Origin of the sequence: Bacillus alveayuensis (assembly GCA_030812955.1) — a bacterium.
Lineage (GTDB): Bacteria > Bacillota > Bacilli > Bacillales > Aeribacillaceae > Bacillus_CB > Bacillus_CB alveayuensis.
The window spans coordinates 1-17,924 of the sequence record JAUSTR010000023.1 but is presented as its reverse complement, the minus strand read 5'-3'; the positions used below and the strand labels follow the sequence as shown (position 1 = coordinate 17,924).

18 protein-coding genes and 1 pseudogene are annotated in these 17,924 nt (G+C 39.4%); 4 read left to right on the top strand and 15 right to left on the bottom strand.

Annotated features, from left to right (window positions below):
- The first annotated feature begins 63 nt into the window (after positions 1–63).
- The 3 genes and pseudogenes from J2S06_RS14265 to J2S06_RS14255 form a co-directional block, all read left to right on the top strand.
- Entirely contained in the window at positions 64–186 is a 123-nt protein-coding gene (locus J2S06_RS14265) for a putative holin-like toxin (RefSeq protein WP_419152718.1), read from the top strand.
- A 961-nt stretch (positions 187–1,147) separates the two neighbouring features.
- The gene (locus J2S06_RS14260; RefSeq protein WP_419152717.1) at positions 1,148–1,522 is read left to right on the top strand and encodes a hypothetical protein; all 375 of its coding nucleotides are present in this window, start codon (positions 1,148–1,150) and stop codon (positions 1,520–1,522) included.
- A 132-nt stretch (positions 1,523–1,654) separates the two neighbouring features.
- A pseudogene (locus J2S06_RS14255) lies at positions 1,655–1,878 on the top strand (IS3-like element ISBth8 family transposase); the annotation flags it as partial.
- 249 nt (positions 1,879–2,127) lie between these two features.
- On the opposite strand, the gene J2S06_RS14250 reads toward J2S06_RS14255, so the two are convergent.
- The 9 genes from J2S06_RS14250 to J2S06_RS14210 form a co-directional block, all read right to left on the bottom strand.
- Positions 2,128–2,763, bottom strand: coding sequence for a nucleotidyltransferase family protein (locus J2S06_RS14250; protein ID WP_419152716.1), 636 nt, complete (start codon positions 2,761–2,763; stop codon positions 2,128–2,130).
- Positions 2,764–2,825: 62 nt separating this feature from the next.
- The gene (locus J2S06_RS14245; RefSeq protein WP_419152715.1) at positions 2,826–2,996 is read right to left on the bottom strand and encodes a hypothetical protein; all 171 of its coding nucleotides are present in this window, start codon (positions 2,994–2,996) and stop codon (positions 2,826–2,828) included.
- A gap of 114 nt (positions 2,997–3,110) precedes the next feature.
- Positions 3,111–3,317: a molybdopterin-binding protein gene (locus J2S06_RS14240; protein ID WP_419152714.1), complete on the bottom strand. Its 207-nt coding sequence runs from the start codon at positions 3,315–3,317 to the stop codon at positions 3,111–3,113.
- 173 nt (positions 3,318–3,490) lie between these two features.
- Entirely contained in the window at positions 3,491–4,054 is a 564-nt protein-coding gene (locus tag J2S06_RS14235) for a MoeA family protein (RefSeq protein WP_419152713.1), read from the bottom strand.
- A gap of 147 nt (positions 4,055–4,201) precedes the next feature.
- Positions 4,202–5,215, bottom strand: a complete 1,014-nt coding sequence (gene moaA / locus J2S06_RS14230) for a GTP 3',8-cyclase MoaA (protein ID WP_419152733.1) — start codon at positions 5,213–5,215, stop codon at positions 4,202–4,204.
- A 540-nt stretch (positions 5,216–5,755) separates the two neighbouring features.
- On the bottom strand, positions 5,756–6,970 hold the full coding sequence (locus J2S06_RS14225) for a dihydrolipoamide acetyltransferase family protein (protein ID WP_419152712.1): 1,215 nt from the start codon (positions 6,968–6,970) through the stop codon (positions 5,756–5,758).
- A gap of 102 nt (positions 6,971–7,072) precedes the next feature.
- Positions 7,073–8,074 carry an alpha-ketoacid dehydrogenase subunit beta gene (locus J2S06_RS14220; protein WP_419152711.1) on the bottom strand — a complete coding sequence of 334 codons (1,002 nt, stop codon included), beginning with the start codon at positions 8,072–8,074 and terminating at the stop codon, positions 7,073–7,075.
- Positions 8,064–9,062, bottom strand: coding sequence for a thiamine pyrophosphate-dependent dehydrogenase E1 component subunit alpha (locus J2S06_RS14215; RefSeq protein WP_419152710.1), 999 nt, complete (start codon positions 9,060–9,062; stop codon positions 8,064–8,066). The genes J2S06_RS14220 and J2S06_RS14215 overlap by 11 nt, the downstream gene beginning before the upstream one ends.
- Positions 9,063–9,539: 477 nt before the next feature.
- Positions 9,540–10,040, bottom strand: a complete 501-nt coding sequence (locus J2S06_RS14210) for a (2Fe-2S)-binding protein (protein ID WP_063386354.1) — start codon at positions 10,038–10,040, stop codon at positions 9,540–9,542.
- Between the two features lie 215 nt (positions 10,041–10,255).
- On the opposite strand from J2S06_RS14210, the gene J2S06_RS14205 reads away from it, so the two are divergent.
- Positions 10,256–10,450 (top strand): hypothetical protein, encoded by a 195-nt coding sequence (locus J2S06_RS14205; RefSeq protein ID WP_419152709.1) that lies wholly within the window; start codon positions 10,256–10,258, stop codon positions 10,448–10,450.
- 200 nt (positions 10,451–10,650) lie between these two features.
- Here the strand turns inward: J2S06_RS14205 and J2S06_RS14200 are convergent, their stop codons facing one another.
- The 6 genes from J2S06_RS14200 to J2S06_RS14175 form a co-directional block, all read right to left on the bottom strand.
- Positions 10,651–11,592: an FAD binding domain-containing protein gene (locus tag J2S06_RS14200; protein WP_419152708.1), complete on the bottom strand. Its 942-nt coding sequence runs from the start codon at positions 11,590–11,592 to the stop codon at positions 10,651–10,653.
- Between the two features lie 20 nt (positions 11,593–11,612).
- Entirely contained in the window at positions 11,613–11,999 is a 387-nt protein-coding gene (locus tag J2S06_RS14195; protein ID WP_419152707.1) for a VOC family protein, read from the bottom strand.
- On the bottom strand, positions 11,989–12,801 hold the full coding sequence (locus tag J2S06_RS14190; protein WP_419152706.1) for an N-acyl homoserine lactonase family protein: 813 nt from the start codon (positions 12,799–12,801) through the stop codon (positions 11,989–11,991). Before J2S06_RS14190 ends, J2S06_RS14195 begins: the two co-directional genes overlap by 11 nt.
- Positions 12,788–15,187 carry a xanthine dehydrogenase family protein molybdopterin-binding subunit gene (locus J2S06_RS14185; RefSeq protein WP_419152705.1) on the bottom strand — a complete coding sequence of 800 codons (2,400 nt, stop codon included), beginning with the start codon at positions 15,185–15,187 and terminating at the stop codon, positions 12,788–12,790. The genes J2S06_RS14190 and J2S06_RS14185 overlap by 14 nt, the downstream gene beginning before the upstream one ends.
- Before the next feature lie 137 nt (positions 15,188–15,324).
- Positions 15,325–16,476: an XdhC family protein gene (locus J2S06_RS14180; protein WP_419152704.1), complete on the bottom strand. Its 1,152-nt coding sequence runs from the start codon at positions 16,474–16,476 to the stop codon at positions 15,325–15,327.
- Between the two features lies 1 nt (position 16,477).
- Entirely contained in the window at positions 16,478–17,272 is a 795-nt protein-coding gene (locus J2S06_RS14175; RefSeq protein WP_419152703.1) for an IclR family transcriptional regulator, read from the bottom strand.
- Positions 17,273–17,924 lie beyond the last annotated feature (652 nt).

The following is a 17,924-nucleotide window of genomic DNA, read 5'->3' as shown; positions in this document are numbered from 1 at the left end:
GCGTTAAATTTTATTCCATAATCTATGATATAATATAAAAGCAATAGTGCGGGAAACTCAAGGGTGGACGGCATTATACCCCTTAGAGAAGGGGTGATGCCGATGACGGTATTTGAAGCGTTAATGTTTGCAATAGCATTTACAAGCTTAATCGTTTCAATACTGTCTTACAATCAAAAGAAATAATCCACCCTTGAGTTGACGGACGTTGGGTGGATTATTTCCTTCCTGTTGTGCCGATCCCCCTTGCAGGGAACCGTCTATTGCATGGCCGAAGATGTTGCAGCATCTTCGGTATTACTTTTGATTATACGGATTCTCTTTATATATTATACATGACTAGCACTAGTATTGTAAAATTAAGATTTATTCGATGTGAACTCCACAAGAAGAATCTTGGATGTAAAACACAGTACGTAAACGGTCAGTTTCGTGAGGAAGCGGCAGGTAGTTGAGAATCGTAATCATTATCGTTGAAAGATTTGTTTTCGTCTTTATGTTATTTTCTTTGTTTGGGAGGTTTAATTTTATTTGCTTTCATATCCCCTTTAAGTTGATTATAGAAATTTTCTCGCGTTCAGTTTATTCCCTGATGGTAAATGTCATAGCCGTAAATTCCTGCTAAATCACCAAATTTCGCGTCTCTTGCTTCTAATGGGTTACAAAGTCTTCCGAATACTTTATCATTTTTAGTTAGCTTTTTTATCGCTTTTTCATCTTTCGGAAATAAAAATAGAAAGAAAGCCAAGAGATTTTTGGTGATATCATTGGTCCTCTTTCCCTATTCTTCTAACAATCTACAAGATCCTTTGGTGTGTGCTAGGCACCGAACAGAAGTCATTTTCTATTATTCTATCATAAATGTTCTAGAATTTGCAGCACCCTTAAAAATAGGTTTCCTAGGTCATTTTATTATTCGCTGCGAATTTTCTCATTACTTAAATACAGATACCAGGAGACGGACGTAAAGGATTGAATGAACTCGATATATATCCGCCAACTATGTATTCTCCAAAGTCTGATTTTCCGAACGCTTCTTGTTACTTATATTAGTTAATTCAATTGAGTATATTTCAGACATATTCTATAATGAATATTGATATGAACTACTTTCGAGTATACTAAATTGATCGAAAGGGTGATCTTTGTGAATGAAAAAATACTTGAACAAATTTTAATAGAGTTAAGAGGGATCAAGGATGAACAACAAAAAGCCAATGAACGTTTAAGCATTTTGGAAAATGGGCAGCAAGAAGCCAATCAACGTTTAAGCATTTTGGAAAATGGGCAGCAAAAAGCCAATCAACGTCTAAGTAACTTGGAAAATATTATTCAAGAGCTAAAGGAAACAACTTCACGAATTGAAGAAAAACAGCAAATCATCTATGAACAAACCGGGAAGTTATCTGAGTATCACACTGAAGTTCAAACCCAACTTTCTGAAATAAAAGATAGACTTCAGTTTAATACACATAAAATAACTGAAACGGAATTAGAAATTTTTAAGTTAAAGAAACAATAAATTTGTAAAATGATGAGTAGAACTAGAGGTCGACAAACCACTCATCATCCATAATATAAAAATCTGTTCAAATAAATGCGGGGTGTAAATCACTTCATCAATCCTTTTGACGTAATTTCGTACATCGCCCCAACTAAGGAGTATGATAAACAAGTAAAGGAGCTAAATATTCAAGGAAGCCATTCCCGGAGCAGGAAACTGCCTTGATAATGCCTGTATTGGAGAGTTTCTTCTCACTAATTGAATTTAGTGCGTCCTAAAACAATCGATCAAGCATATAGGAGGATTAAGATCGATTCCAAGAAAAATTCTACGGCCTTTCTCCGATTGAATACCGTGAAAAAACCGCAGCTTAATAAAATCTTTTTTCATTATCTACTTGACAGGGTTAAAGCAGAATAGGACTTTTTTGTAAAGGTTACATCTTGTATAATTGCACCAAATTGTTGAATAAACACTATTGCTTCTTCTTTCCATTTCTTTCTCTCCCTTCATTTATTCTATTTACTGCGAAAGCAACCATTCATTTGCCAAATTAACAACTAAAAAGAGCTTTATTTGAGTCACGTTTTGATTAACAGTTAAATAACATAAAAGACATTTTATTATTCGGATGGAGTCCTACATTGTGTCACAAAAGCTGTCCTTCTTTTTAGTTTGAGCAGATCCTCTGTGGTGTCAATATCGAATCCCCATTCTGAATTTTCAAACGGTACAGCCATTAAGCTGGAATGATGTTTTTGGAGAATTGATTTTCCTCCCTCATCACCTTGAATTTGCTCAAATTCATCAAATAATTCAGCATCAAACAATACAGGGTGTCCAAGTACATTATTATACTTAGGGCGGAAAATGCGGACACCTTCTTTTCGATATTGATCATATGATTCTAATAATTTCGTTATAACTATTGGAGGTACAAAGGGCTGGTCTGCCAAAAATACGAAGACTGCATCCGTTCGTCCCTTTAAAGCCTGAATCCCTGCTTTAAGAGAGGAAGCCATGCCGGATTCATATTCCCGATTCTCAATGATTTCTATTTCTGTTAAATCAGATGTGTGTTTGCGCAGCTCTTCAATATGTTTGCCTCCGACCAAAACAATTGGTTTTAAGCCAACTGCGGCAACGGTGTTCACAGAGTAGCGAAATAATGGCTTCCCACCTAGAGATAATAACAGCTTTGGTTTTCCCATCCGTTTTGACATTCCTGCTGCTAAAATAATTGCCCCAACCTTTTTCAAACCATCTCTCCCCCAGACTCATTGTCACTGTCTCAATTCCTCAACCGCTCCCAGCAAATACACTACCACTTTCTCACCTGCATTAAATCTTTTTCCCCAGGTACTTTAACGAGACAATTGCTTTCTAGAAAGCTGGACAGAACATTAGAAGCTTGTTTCTTTGATATTTTCACTCTTAGTTCACCGGTTTGAGAAACGTACGTTAATCCTCGTAAAAACCGGGTGTGAGGCATTTGCTTCCCTTCAATTGCCTCGTCACATACCACCATTACCCGTTTCGGCAGCGGATCTTTAGAACCGCTCATATAGCGTATGGCAGGCAGCAAATAAAGATGGGCATTGACATATTACGAAGTGGGATTTCCTGACAAAGCAAAAATCGACTTATCCTGCCATACTCCGCACAAAACTGGAATTCCAGGGCGAGCTAATGTTTTCCAGAATATCACTTTCGCAATAATTTTTTCAAATACCTTTCCAAGGTAGTCATATTCGCCTATGGACACGCCACCGCTTGTAACTAAAATGTGCACCTGCTGAAGAATCTCTAGCATCTTTTTTTCAGCTTTTCTACTTTGTCCTAGGCAATACCGAAATAAACTGTGGTTCGCCTCCTACTTGACTCACTTGACCGGCCAGCATTACGCCGTTACTGTCACGGAGCTTTCCAAGGACGATCGGCTCATCAACGTTCAATAATTCACTTCCCGTTGAAAGAATAACAACCTTAGGCTTCGCATAAACCGGAACAGATGCAATCCCGAATGTAACGAAGCAGCCCAAGTTCAATTGGCCCTAAAAGCGTCCCCTTTGTGAGGACATCCCTCTCTTCTTCAACATCTTGACCCTTTTTGGCAATAGCGTCGCCAATTTTAACCGATTGATAAACCAAAACGCTTTCGCTATCTTCCGCTGCATTCTCAGTTTTCTCTACCATAACGACTGCGTTTGCACCTTCGGGGATAGGTGCTCCCCTCATAATTCGGCTGGCCGTACCTTGGGTAATCTTTTGTTGAGGTAAATGCCCGGTGGGAATATCTTCCAAAACCTTCAGCTTTACCGGGTTAGAAGCGCTGGCATTGATCACATCCTCCGCACGCAGAGCGTAACCGTCTACAGTGGAACGGTCAAAAATAGGGACATCGTGATCTGCCCTTACCGTTTCCGCTAGATAGTACCCAAGAGCTTTAGACAGAGGTATGGTAATAACCGGAAGGGGACGTATCGCAGAGAGAATAAGACGTTGTGCTTCTTCAAATGGAATAGGGGAAGAATTCGGGATATATAACATGCAATCACCACCTGTATATTTTGAAATGATCCTGCGCCTTTCATTAGTTGAAAAAATACGTTCTTTTGTCCCTTCAGTCGACCGACAATTTCGTTGTTTATCATAGCGAATAACTGAAATATATGTTCTTTTCTCCCCCGCTCTGTTTTATCCTCCAATATAGTACATCTCTATCTTCTTTTTGTTCGGCATCGTTGTATTGTTAAATCTTTCTTCAGAGTAACGATCAGCTCGACGGTTCCAAACATCTTGAATGAGATTCTTAATTTCTTCATCCTTTGCCCCGCTTCGGAGCTGTGCCCGCAAATCTGTCCCTTGCGAGGCAAATAAACAGGTGTAAAGATTGCCGTCCGCTGAGAGGCGAGCTCTTGTGCACGTGGAACAAAAAGAGTCCGTTACGGAAGAAATAATGCCTATTTCCTCATTTGTGCCGCGATAGCGATAACGAGAGGCTACTTCTCCAAAATAATTGGACGGGATCGGTTCTAATGGCATTTCAGCGTTCACACGTTCGAAAATTTCTTGCTTGGATACCACTTGTGTTAGATTCCAGCCGTTGCTATTTCCTACATCCATAAATTCAATAAAGCGTAAAACATGTCCGGTTCCACGGAAGTGACGCGCCATGGGCACAATATCCTGATCATTGATCCCCTTTTGCACGACCATATTCACTTTCACCTTCATACCTGCCATTGCGGCCGCTTCAATCCCTTCAAGAACTGTTTTGACGTCACAGCGGCCGCCGTTCATTTGACGAAAAACTTTATCATCTAAGCTGTCCAAACTAACGTTGACACGGTGAAGACCAGCGTCCTTTAACGCTTTCGAATGTTTGGCAAGAAGAGAACCGTTCGTAGTCAAAGCAATGTCAGAAATACCCTCTATAGAACCGAGCATTTCAATTAACTTCGGCAGCTCTTTGCGCAGCAACGGCTCTCCCCCTGATAGGCGAATTTTCTCGACGCCAAGTGAGGCAAAAATGCGAGCCAGTCGAGTTATTTCCTCAAAACTGAGCAACTGATCATTTTTGAGAAATTGAAAATAAGGACCAAAAATCTCCGCTGGCATACAATAGCGGCAGCGAAAATTACACCGATCAGTAACTGAAATGCGCAAATCACGGAGAGGACGCTGAAGGGTATCGGTTATTTTGTTCATATTGCCCATTTTTACACTCTCCTATCATGCGAACATTATTTTGGAGAAAAAGCTTCTCGTGAAAATTCAAGTTGTTCTGAATTTTTGAAACTCTTTGATACAGACATTGATGAATCAGTTCTCACTTGTTTTTTAGTTACCGCCTAAAAATATAAATGGCGGAGGATGGAGGAGACTCCATCTAAAACTCCGTCATTTGTTTCAATTTTTCAAGCAAGCTTATTTTCAAAAATGAGTGATACTCTGGTACTGCCTCCGGTACTGCTTATAAAACCTGCTGCCCTTGGTTTATAAAAAAGGAGATGGACGGAAATCTTATTATATGTTTCTATCAAGTTGAAAATTATGTCTATTCATTCTAAATCTTCAGACAATATTTTCGATGTGCACCAGCACCTATTCCTCAGATCAATGTCAAAGATAACATGATTAAAAGCTTTGCTTTATGTCCTTCTCCGAAAAAATTGTTTTAATGTTCGAATGCTTATCACGGCAACGTTATAAGCATGATAAAAATAAGTCCTTTTCTTCCTAAAGATTTCATGATCTTGCTGTTGAAAAGATATTCCATTGACCTGATTGCAGCTGATCACATAATTGAGCGATAAATCTTCCACCGTAGGCGCCATCAATTGTACGATGATCAAATGAAGCATTTAATGTGATCATCGGCTTTATCTCAGTTTCATAACGATTCGTTAAAACAGGATGTTCTATTATATTTCCAACTGCTAAGATGCCGGTTTCAGGAGGATTTACGATTGCCACAAACTCGTCAACTCCAACTGAGCCAAGATTGGAGATTGTGAAGGTTCCTCCACGCATTTCTTCAGGCTTCAATAAGCCTTTTCTCACTTTCTCAACCAATTTTGTTCTTTTTTCTGCAATCTCGATTAAGGACAATTGATCTGCCTGATGGATGACGGGAACAACTAGACCGTCATCAATAGCAACCGCTAGACCAATATTAATATCTTCATGCTCCAAAATATAAGGATCTCCTTCAGAATCTATGAATGAGGCATTTACCCTCGGGAATTTCTTCAGTGTTAAAGCCACCGCCTGTATGAGAAAATCATTAAATGATAAACGAACGCCTGCCGAATGTTCAATGCTTGAAACTACTGCCTGCCGCAATTGCACGATGGATGATACATCGACTCTTTTCTTGATTTGGAATTGAGGAACATTCATAAAGCTTGCGGTCATTCGCTGCGCAATCGTTTTTCTCATACTTGTAAGGTTAACCCTTTTCCCTTTAGCATGTATCGATGCTATGACTTTATTTTCTGTTTTAACACTTTGATTCACTACATTTGCAGCAGCTTCCGCCACATCTTTCAGAATCACTCTTCCCCTAGGTCCCGAACCTTTAATTTTGGTTAGATCTACTCCGCGTTGCTTTGCAAGTCTTCTAGCTGCTGGAGAAACTCGGATTCTTTCAGTCTTTCCTGGTGAAATGTTCTCTTCTTTTACAGGATTATGATCGGAGCTGCCTTTTTGATCGGTGGAATGTTTACCACTCGATACATATGCAAGAACAGTTCCTACTGGTACAGTTTCACCCTCATCCACAACAATTTCTTCTAACGTTCCCTCTACTTCTGATTCAACCTCAAGACTGGATTTTTCAGTTTCTACAATTAAAATTGGGTCATCTATTTTAATGGTATCACCAATTTTGACCTCCCATGAAACTATGCGAGCCTCTTCCATTGATGAATCCAATTTAGGAAGTACAATTTCCTGCCGCACCTTTTTTCCTCCTTCGTCATAACACATAGATAGCATCTTTTTGTGTATATAAATTGCAATTATTTATCAGAAATGCTTTCAAATAATTGTTGTACTGTGCCATTACACTGTTTCCAATTGTAAATACAAAGATTTTTTTACTCCTTGAATGATATCTTTCGTTTGCGGGAGCATTTCTTTTTCTAAATTTAAGTTATATGGAACAGGAACATCTTCCGCCCCCACTCTTTGTACCGGTGCATCCAGATCATCAAAAGCCTCCTCTTGAATTCTGGCAGCAATTTCAGCTCCCCAGCCGTAAGAACGAGTCGCTTCATGCACAACAACTAATCGGTTCGTCTTTTTTACTGACTCCTTAACTGTTTCTATATCTAGAGGAACAAGAGTACGCAAATCAATTACTTCAGCATCGATTCCTTCTTTTTCTAATTCTTTTGCAGCTTCAAGCGAAAACTGTACCATTCTTGACAGCGTAACAATCGTAACATCCTTTCCAGACCTTTTAATATCTGCCTTTCCTAAAGGAATCGTGTATTCCTCTTCCGGAACTTCTCCTTTTTGAGAGTAAAGCATTTTATGTTCAATAAATATGACCGGACTTCCTTCCCGGATGGATGATTTCAATAATCCTTTCGCATCATAAGGGGTAGAAGGTGCAACGACTTTGAGCCCCGGAATATGTGCAAATAATGTTTCAAGGCTTTGCGAATGCTGGGCGCCATTTCCTCTTCCCCCGCCGCCTTGTGTACGTATTACCATCGGAACGCTCGTTTGTCCTCCAGACATATAGGCCATTTTCGCTGCCTGATTAATAATTTGATCCATCGCTACTAGCGAAAAATCAATCCACATAATCTCAATGACCGGCTTTAACCCCGTCATCGCTGCCCCAACTCCTGCTCCGATAAATCCGGTTTCAGAGATAGGTGTATCGATGACTCGTTCTTTTCCAAATTCATCAAACAAACCTTTTGTCACCTTAAAAACGCCGCCATATGAACCAATATCTTCCCCTAAAAGGACTACTCTATCATCTAATGCCATTTCTTCTTTAAGAGCTTCATTGATTGCTTGGGCATAACTGATGATTCTATTAGTAGACATCATTAAAGATCTCCTCCATTTCAGGTTCTTCAGATTTCATCGCACGTTCATATGCAATGTCAATTTCTTGTATGACTTGTTGTTGTATTTCATCTAATTCTTTTTCGTTCAATACATTTTGTTTTAAGCATACATCCCGAAAATATCTGATCGGTTCTTTTTGTCTCCATTCCTCCACTTCTTCTTTTGTTCGGTACGTCTCCGCATCACCGATCATATGTCCTAACAATCTATAAGTTTTGGCTTCTATAAAGGTAGGCCCTTCACCTGAACGCGCCCGTTCCACAGCTTGTTTTGCAACCTCATATACAGCTCGCACATCATTTCCATTCACGATGATCGACGGAATGCGATAGGCCAGTCCTCTTTCTGCTAAATGCTCATTTAATACAGCATTTTTAATTGGCGTCATTTCTGAATATAGATTGTTTTCGCAAACGAAAACGACCGGCAGTTTATAGATCGCAGCCAAATTTAGAGCTTCATGAAATGCCCCCTGGTTTGTCGCCCCATCACCGAAAAACGCAACAGAAACTTGATTCTTTTTCAACGTTTTGATGGATAAACCTGCTCCGACAGCAATTGGAATACCTGCACCGACGATGCCATTCGCTACTAATATTCCAAGCTCTTGAGATGTAATATGCATGGGGCCCCCTTTTCCTTTGCAATAGCCTGTCTTCTTCCCTAAAATTTCAGAAAATAATTGAAAAGGTTCGGCCCCTTTTGCTAATGCTTGACCACGTCCCCGATACGTAATGGAAATATAATCGTCTTTGTTCAAATTCATACAAACTCCAGCTGCTACAGCTTCTTGGCCAATAGATGAGTGTAGTGATCCACCCATGAGTCCTTTTTTGTAAATTTGAATGCTTTTATCTTCAAATACACGTATCGTGTTCATAATCAGCCATGCTTGTATGAACCGGTTTTTATCCCAATTGAAATTGTTTTCATTTAAGTGGTACGTTTGAAGCAGTTCTTCCATTTCCATAAACCTCCTTTATTCCAACACCATACAGATATGCTTTTGCTAGAATCTTGATTTTATTATGGTTAAAGTCAAATACGAACATAGATAGTCTTTAAGAATGAGTTACAATCTCATCTAAAGCAGAAGCGATTTTCCTAGTAGTTTGAAAAACTACGAGGCTGTCCAAAAAGTCAGGGTTAACTGACTTTTTGGAGCCCCTCCATTTTAGGATCTTACCTTACAGACCATTTTCCTATCTTGTTTATATCCTTCAGAAGACTTATGAAGGACTTTTCTTATGCTCTCTTTCTGAATTCGGTTCTTCAAAAGTTTTATGACGGACATTCAGCACATACAATTGCTTTTTGTTGGACTTCATTGCCTCTATGAAAGACATTTACAAATTTTATTCCATTATTTTTGTCCTTCACAGTAGTATTTCTCCCAAACCCTTCATTTTAGGAACTCATGAGGCAGCCCCTGATTATTTATTTAACCAGCCAATTCCGATTGTTTTAATTTTTCTGCAGCTGCTTTTACCGATTTAATAATTCCTTGATATCCTGTACAACGGCACAAATTACCGGACAACGCTTCACGAATTTCTTCATCGGATGGATCAGGATTTTCTTTTAAAAATTCGTAAACAGATATCACAAATCCTGGAGTACAGAACCCGCACTGCAAACCATGATTTTCCCAAAAAGCCTCCTGAATCGGATGAAGGTGATCAGGCGTTCCTATTCCTTCAATGGTGGTAATGGAGCGATTATCTGCTTGAACCGCTAACAGCAAACAGGAACGGACTGCCTGACCGTCCACCAATATCGTACAAGCGCCGCACACCCCCTGTTCACAACCAACATGTGTTCCCGTTAAACCTAATTCTCTCCGGAGAAAGTCACTTAGTAATGTCCGAACATTCACTTCACGCTCATATACCGTTCCATTGACAGTGACCGTGATTTTTTTGCGAGTAGTTTTGTCTATCATGTAAATTCCTCCCCCTACTTTTCATTATTTATTTGTTGTTTCCTCACATTTTCTTTAAAACTTTTTCAAACCCCGCACAAATGCTATATATTGAAGAAATATGGGTAAAGGGATGTTTTTTTATCTATGAGGAAGTGAAACATCCCGTTATAATCCCCTTGAATTTACATTTGTCTCATGGTCGCTTCTATTGGGACCATTCGGTGTAACCGCAAGTGAAGACGAACATGTTCTCCGTACACTTACAAAAATTCTTCTGTATTTCCGAATTAAATCCGCAGCAATCGGTGATGACAGCAATCGTAAAAAGAAGACCGCCGTCTCTCGGTATGATCAAGCCTTTTATAGCGGCCATTTTGTCTGATTCAACACCTACAAATGACCTTTCTTCAATGGTTCAAAGTCAATGATTGAATTTTCGAAAATGAAACGAACAGCGATCATCTCGAGCTCTTTTCAAAAAGATGAATGCAGGTAATGACTGTTACTAGTGTCATTTGCTTTATTTTTTTATCGAGTTATAATACAAGTGAGTCCTCTTTGGTTTTTTCGTTAGGGAAACGGCCTCAAACCCTTATTCAAAACCAAGGGGACTTTTTATTTTTCTTCATTACTGAAATGTTCCTTTAATTTGTTGGTATGCCTTTTGTAAAGCCCGAATACTCAATACGGATGCCGCTTCTTTTCGATACTCAGCACTGGAAATTTCAGAAACACGGCGTCCCATGATTCTCGAAAGCTGCAATGAATAGCCAGCCTTTGCATCTGCTTCAGGATCTGGATTGACTTCATTTTTTATATCGTTTGCTAGTTGATCAAGAATTTCCTGAGTAAATGGTTTCCCAATCAATTGTGAAACAGATTTCACTTTGTAAGGGACACCATGAGGACTGACATTCCCTAAAGCTATCTGCGCATCTTTTACCGTGTCATCTTCATTTAACTGAAGAGTCACTGCTGCAGAAACAATGGGAATATGTCCATGTCTTCTTGTTACTTCCAAAAATCCATACCCCGTATCCTTTGTTAATTTTGGGAATATGATTTCGACAATGATTTCATTTTGTTTCACTGCTGTTTTAAAGTGGCTAACAAAAAACTCTTCTCCGGAAAGTACGCGTTTGCCATCAGGACCGGCAATGACAAACTGAGCATTTAACACACGAGCAACTACTCCGTATTCAGCGCCTGGCGGATTTTGTCTCAGGCTTCCTCCTATTGTACCTCGATTGCGGATCTGGAAATGCGCAATATGGGTAACGGCTTCCTGAAGCAAAGGACAATATCGTTTTACAATTTCAGACTTTTCAACGGTGCGGTGTCTTGTTAATGCTCCGATTTTAATGGCATCATCCGTTTCTTCAATATAATCAAGATCTGTGATCCCATTTATATCAACTAGGCATGAAGGACGAGCCTGCCTTAAATTCATTTCCTGCATCAGACTTTGTCCCCCAGCGATAATGACTGTGTTGTCTCCGTACTTTTCGAGTGCGGTAATCGCTTCATTTACACTTTTAACAGCCACATATTCAAATGGAACTGGTTTCATTCATTCTTCCCCCTTACCTATCAATTTCCGGAAGATAACGCTTTCAAAGAATCATTACCTTCGTAAGATACAAATACAATTCGAAAATCTCCAATTTTCGCAATCATATGTTCCATTTCTCCCACTGTAAAGTGCGCAAGAATCTCACCTCCAGCTTCCAAAACAGCAGGATGAACGTCTTGTATGTTCTCCACACGAAGGTGAAAGCTTCTTAATGATTCTTTCTCTAAATTTGCCTCTTCTAAAAGTTCAATTCCTAGCGGAGAAAAAGCCACTTTTATCACGGAATCGTTTATTTGCACATTTTGACGCTGAAAAGTTGTTCCGAAGAGCTTCGAAAAAAATGTGATCGATTGATCGATGTCTTTTACCTTTAATGCAACTCGTTCAATTCCTTTAATTTTCATGAACTGACGTCCCTTCTTTTAGTCCGCCTCTATATTTTTTCACTACTTCATAATCATGACTAGGAAGAACAATATCAGCCTCGCTCTTAATTCTAATCATCGCTCGATAGGTAGCCTCTAAATCGTAAAATATTCCAGGTGGAATTTCTTGATTAATATTTAATTCAACATTTCTGGCAATGTCTCCAAGAATAACTGCGGTGCCGAATTCCGTTTGGACATAAACTGCTTGGCTGCCTGGCGTATGAGTGTTTTGGAATAAGAAACATTTCACTCCAGGAGCAATTTCTGTATCCCCTTCGATCAAATGAACTTGAGACCATAAAGGGTCGATTAATTCTGCAATGTCTTTTCTATCGTAAAATAACGCTCCTCCCCCTATTTCCAGCTGTGAAGAAACCATCGGTGCCGCAGCAGCCTGCAATTCAGTGCGTTGGACGATGAATTTTGCATTCGGAAATTCGGCGCATCCTCCTGCATGATCATAATGAAGGTGAGTTAGGATTACTTTTTTTATCTCTTCAGCTGTAAAGCCATGGTTCTTCAATTGGGTGCGAAGGCTCCATTCAGGTTTTGTCCGATGAGGACCTAAGCCATGGACGGTCTGGCAGCGTTCAGCATCTCGAAAACCGGTGTCAACTAAAATTGGCTCTTCCTTAAATGTCGGAACTAAAAGCCAGGCTAAAATCGGCACCGTTACCATCGATTTGTCACGGCTCAGCGACCAAAATGTATCTAATACCTTTGATACATCTGCTTCTCCAAGCACTAAAGGGTATATTTCCCAATTATGATTTGACATTTTGCATTTCCCCTTGCTTAATCCATTCTAAAACTCGTTCAGGAGTAATTGGTAAATCTTTTACAATTACACCAAAAGGTGATAAAGCGTCTTCTACGGCATTTGCTACTGCTGCTGGAGACGGAATCGTTCCGCCTTCTCCCATTCCTTTTGTACCAAGCGGTGTAAAAGGTGATGGGGATTGCATGTGAATGGTTTCGATGTCTGATACATCCATTGCAGTTGGACATAAGTAATGCTGAAAATCAGGGTTGGTCATTAATCCGTTGCTGTCATATGCAAGGTCTTCTAACAGCACGCCGCCAATTCCATGTGCGATGCCGCCGGCAATTTGTCCATCTGCAATCATAGGATTGATAATTGTGCCGCAATCATGGGAAACAACGAATTTGTCTACTTTCACAAGCCCGGTTTTAATGTCAACCTCTACTAGAGCAACAAAGACTCCTGTCGGATGTGTCGTATAAAGATTGACTCGCCCGTGTTCATCAGGCTCCCACTTCACTACTTTACTCGTCCATGTATAGGTTGCTTCTAAATTACAATCTATTCCTTCCGGCACTGTCGCATAAGGTCCCGGCCATAGATAAACTTTATTGCCGATTTCTTTTAAACTGATGGCTGCTTCCGGATTTGTCGTCCCTTTAACCCTTACTGTTCCATTTGCCATTTCAAGATTTTCCGGATCTTCCTTAAGCAGATAACCGGCAATTTTTAAAAGCTTCTCCTTTAACATCTTGGCAGCTTCATATACGGCAGAAACAGTATACGTTGCACCTCTGGAAGAAAATGGACCTAATCCGTACGGCGTAATATCCGTATCTCCATAAACAAATCGAATATCGTCTATATCTACATCCATAACTTGTGAAACAACTTGTGGAATCGTTGTTTCAACCCCTTGACCTATGTTCTGATGGCTGGTTAATACTTGGAAATGTCCTTCAGGCGTCATTCGTACAGTTGCTGCCTGATAACCATTAAATATGCCATTAAAGACAGCAGCGCCAGACGGCTCAAGCATAGCGGCGATTCCAAGTCCAATGTACTTGCCTTGTTTACGAAGCTCTAATTGTTTCTTTTTAAAGTTTTGATAATCGATTTTATCCATTACGAGATCCATAAGTTTATCAAAATCTCCGCTATCATAAAGCGGCCCAGAAATTTGTTGATAAGGAAATTCGTCTTTCTTTATAAAGTTGCGCCGTCTTAATTCTTCTGGTGATATACCAAGTTTTCGAGCTGCTATATCCATCATCCGCTCAATAGGATAATTGGCAATATCCTTTCCATATCCGCGGTGCGCACCATAAGGCGCTTTATTTGAAACGACCCCAATGATTTCTACGTCATAAACAGGCACTTTATATGGACCTGGAAAATAAGCACCTGCAACTGATAAAGCAGGCGTTCCCGGTGCCTGGCAAGTTCCATCAACCCCAATATTTCCAATCAGCTTCGCTTGAAGTCCTGTGATGCGAAAATCTTTGTCAAACCCAATTTTCACCGTGCAAGTATAGTCTCTGGAATGAACTCCAGTTAGAATATTCTCTACTCTGTCTTCCGTCCATTTAACCGTCTTGCCAAGCATGCGCGCCATGATACAAGCAATGATTTCTGCATTTGCCTGCAATTTTGTACCATAACCGCCGCCAACATCCGGAGCAATAACTCGTATATTATGCTCAGGCATTTGCAATGTTTGGGCAATCAGCGTGCGAACTTGAGAAGGTGCCTGTGTCGAGCATGTAACTGTCATCTTTTTAGATCCAGGATTGTATTCGGCAATACATACACGAGACTCCATCGGAGTTCCAGTGTAGCGGTTATGTGTAATGGTTTCTTCAAAGACATATTCCGAATCGGCAAATGCATCGTCTATATCGCCGATAGTAGTTCTCGATTCTAATTGTTTATTATCGCCCCATTCTTCATAAAGAAGCGCCTTTGGCTCCAGTGCATCTTCTATCGTCACAACAGCTGGTAAAACCTCATATTCTACTTCAATAAGATCGACTGCATCTTCAGCAATATATCGGTCTTCGGCAGCAATAACGGCCACTGGCTCACCGACATAGCGAACCTTTTTATAGGCAATCGCATACACTTCTGGTACTTTGTTAAAGATATTGATCGTCGGTGCAAGTGGTCCTGAATATTGAAGCGCCTCTTCTCCCGTTAAAACAGCTACTACTCCAGGTAGTTTTTTCGCTTTGCTTGCATTAATATTTACAATACGTGCATGAGCATGAGGACTCCGTACAATGGCCAAATGTAACATGCCTTGTTTTTCAATATCATCGGTAAATTGTCCATTACCAGTCAAAAGTCTTATGTCTTCTTTACGCTTCAAACTTACACCTAAACCTTTTTTTACAGTAACCATTTTTTCGCCTCCTCTGTTTTTTTATTTCTTAATTATTTTTTGATTAGGATCATTTGTCCTTGTAATCACCTCCTTAAAGAAGGATAACAATATTTTGAATATTGGGAATATTAGGAATATTAAAATGATCATTTTGTTTATGAGCTGCTCATGATACTAACTGACGGTCTTTTTTTCTCACGCAAAAATCCGCCCGCACACTTGTTTCGAAAAGCAATGATCTCAGCAAGAATACTTAACGCTATTTCCTGAGGAGACTCCGAACCAATATCTAATCCAACAGGATTAAATATGTGATCATATTGGTCAATGTCGTCTATTTGAAGAGCTTTAAATATTTTTTGGCATCTAGAACGCGGACCTAAAATCCCAATATACCTTGCATCCGTATTAAGTATATGTTTCAGAACATTTATATCTCGTTCAAGATGATGGTTCATAATGACCACATACGATTTGGAACTGACATTCACCTTTTCCGGAATTGAGCTTGCATCTGCTAAAATTCTTTTCGCACCTGGAAAACGAGCTTCTGTTAGATAGGCTGATCTTGGATCGACTACGGTTGTATTAAATCCTAATCTAACACTAAACTCTGCTAACGGAATGGCATCATGGCCTGCGCCAAAAATAATTAATTCAATCGGAGGAATATTTACATCAAAGAATACATCGACTTTTTCTCCGTTTGATAAGGTGAATGTTTTTGTTTCCGATTTTGGATTCGTACTTTGTAATAGATTTTTCGAAAAATCGCAAACGAATTGATGTAATTCATTATTGTCCAGCTTACCTACCGTTTGATAGTTTTCAGAAACAAAAATTTGCTTCTGTCCAGTATGTGAACGAGGTGATTGATCGAAAATTGTCGCTAAAACACCCATTTTTTCTTCTTTTACACAAGAAAGCCAAGCTATCAATGGATTCTCTGAAAAATTTTCAATCGAGCGATCTAATTTTAATTTATCAAAATTGATTTTTTCAATATAGATATCAACAGTACCAGGACATCCTAGCCCAAGCCCCCAGACGAGATCTTCATCCATATCATAACGTCTTAGCACAGGTTTTCCATTCTCTATAACCTGCTTAGCAGCTTCGGCAACATCGGGTTCAAGGCAGCCGCCAGAAATTAAGCCAGTTGTGTTACCGCTTTCATCAATTAGCATTTTGGCCCCTTCTCGTTTATAGGCCGATCCCTTTACACGAACGACTGTCGCTATCGCCGCTTTATTCAATTTATTTCCATTTTCCAAAATTTCGTCTACGATCCTTTTGTTATCGTTCAATTCACTCCCCCCCTATTTTCGGCACGTATCCTAACATTCTGGAAACTTGAAATGCTGTTTCTTTTAATTGCGAAGTAAAAACATTTTGATTTTCTCTCATTCTCATTGTTGGACCGCCTAATCCAATTGATCCGGCCATATTTCCAGTAAAATTAAAGATAGGTACGGCATAGCACGTTAATCCTATTTCAATTTCTTCCCTGTCAATCGCATAACCGTTTCTTTTAATCTCAAGTATTTCTTTCCGAAGTTTATGAACATCTGTAATGGTGTTCTCTGTATATTTTTTCATCCCTTTTTCCCCTAAAATTTTTTCAACTTCCTCCCATGTGAAAGTGGAAAGAATCGCTTTTCCGACCGCTGTGCAATGAACAGGTCTTCTCATCCCAAGCTGAGCTGTCGTTCGAATGGACTGCGTCCCCTCTTTTTTGTAAAGATAAACAATTTCTCCGTTGTAGTAGCCAGCCAAAAATGCAGTTTCTCCTGTTTTCTCCGCCAATTTTGTCAAATAGGGGGCAGCAATATCGACAACTTCAATATTATTCAATCCCGAAACACCAATTTGTACCGTTTTCCAGCCAACAAAGTATCTTTCAGTATTTGCATCTAAATGAATATAATCACAATGCTTTAATGTTTCGATCAGCCGATAAATGGTAGTTTTTGGCATATCCAACTCTTTCACTAAATCAGCTAATGAAATACCGCCATTTGCAAAAGCAACCTTCTCAAGAACAGTGAGTGCTTTTATAACTGTTGAATTGGTGTGTCTATCTGATGGCTTAGAATTGACCATGGATATTTCTCCTCCTATGATACCGCTTACAAATCAAATTTGGAACGTTGTTTCAATTTTAATAATAAAAAAAGACCTTTTTTATGTCAATATATCTTTTGTTATTTTCTATAAATTCTAAATTAAGTTACTATTATTAAATATCTTGCTTAATTCAGGCAACCAACCATTAGGAGAGATGAGTACGTCAAATTATGCAGAATCAAATAGAATATTTAAAGGACAATTCCATTCTAGTCGATACCGATTTTCCGATCATATGTTTTCAGTAGTTGCTTACTATACGCTCTGAAACATATGATCAGTAATCTATAATCTCTCAATCTATAAAAGATTAAATTATTTTAAAACTTTCGGGGGTCGATTTTTTAAAAAACTGTCACTGCAAATGGTATCATTCAATAAATACGAGAAGGGTTAGCGACCGTGAGATGAGTGGAGATTTTGCGCACGGTCATAACTGTTATTACCAAACAATACCAGTTTGGTTGATAGGATGGCCCCCATCTGCTTTATAGGGAATGGCGCAATCAATTGGTTATTTGCTTGCTGCTTTAGGGCCCATATTAATTGGTGTTTTGTATGACAAAACTCATTCGTGGGTGGTGCCCATTTTATTGTTTATTGCTGTCTGTGTTATGATGATCATTGC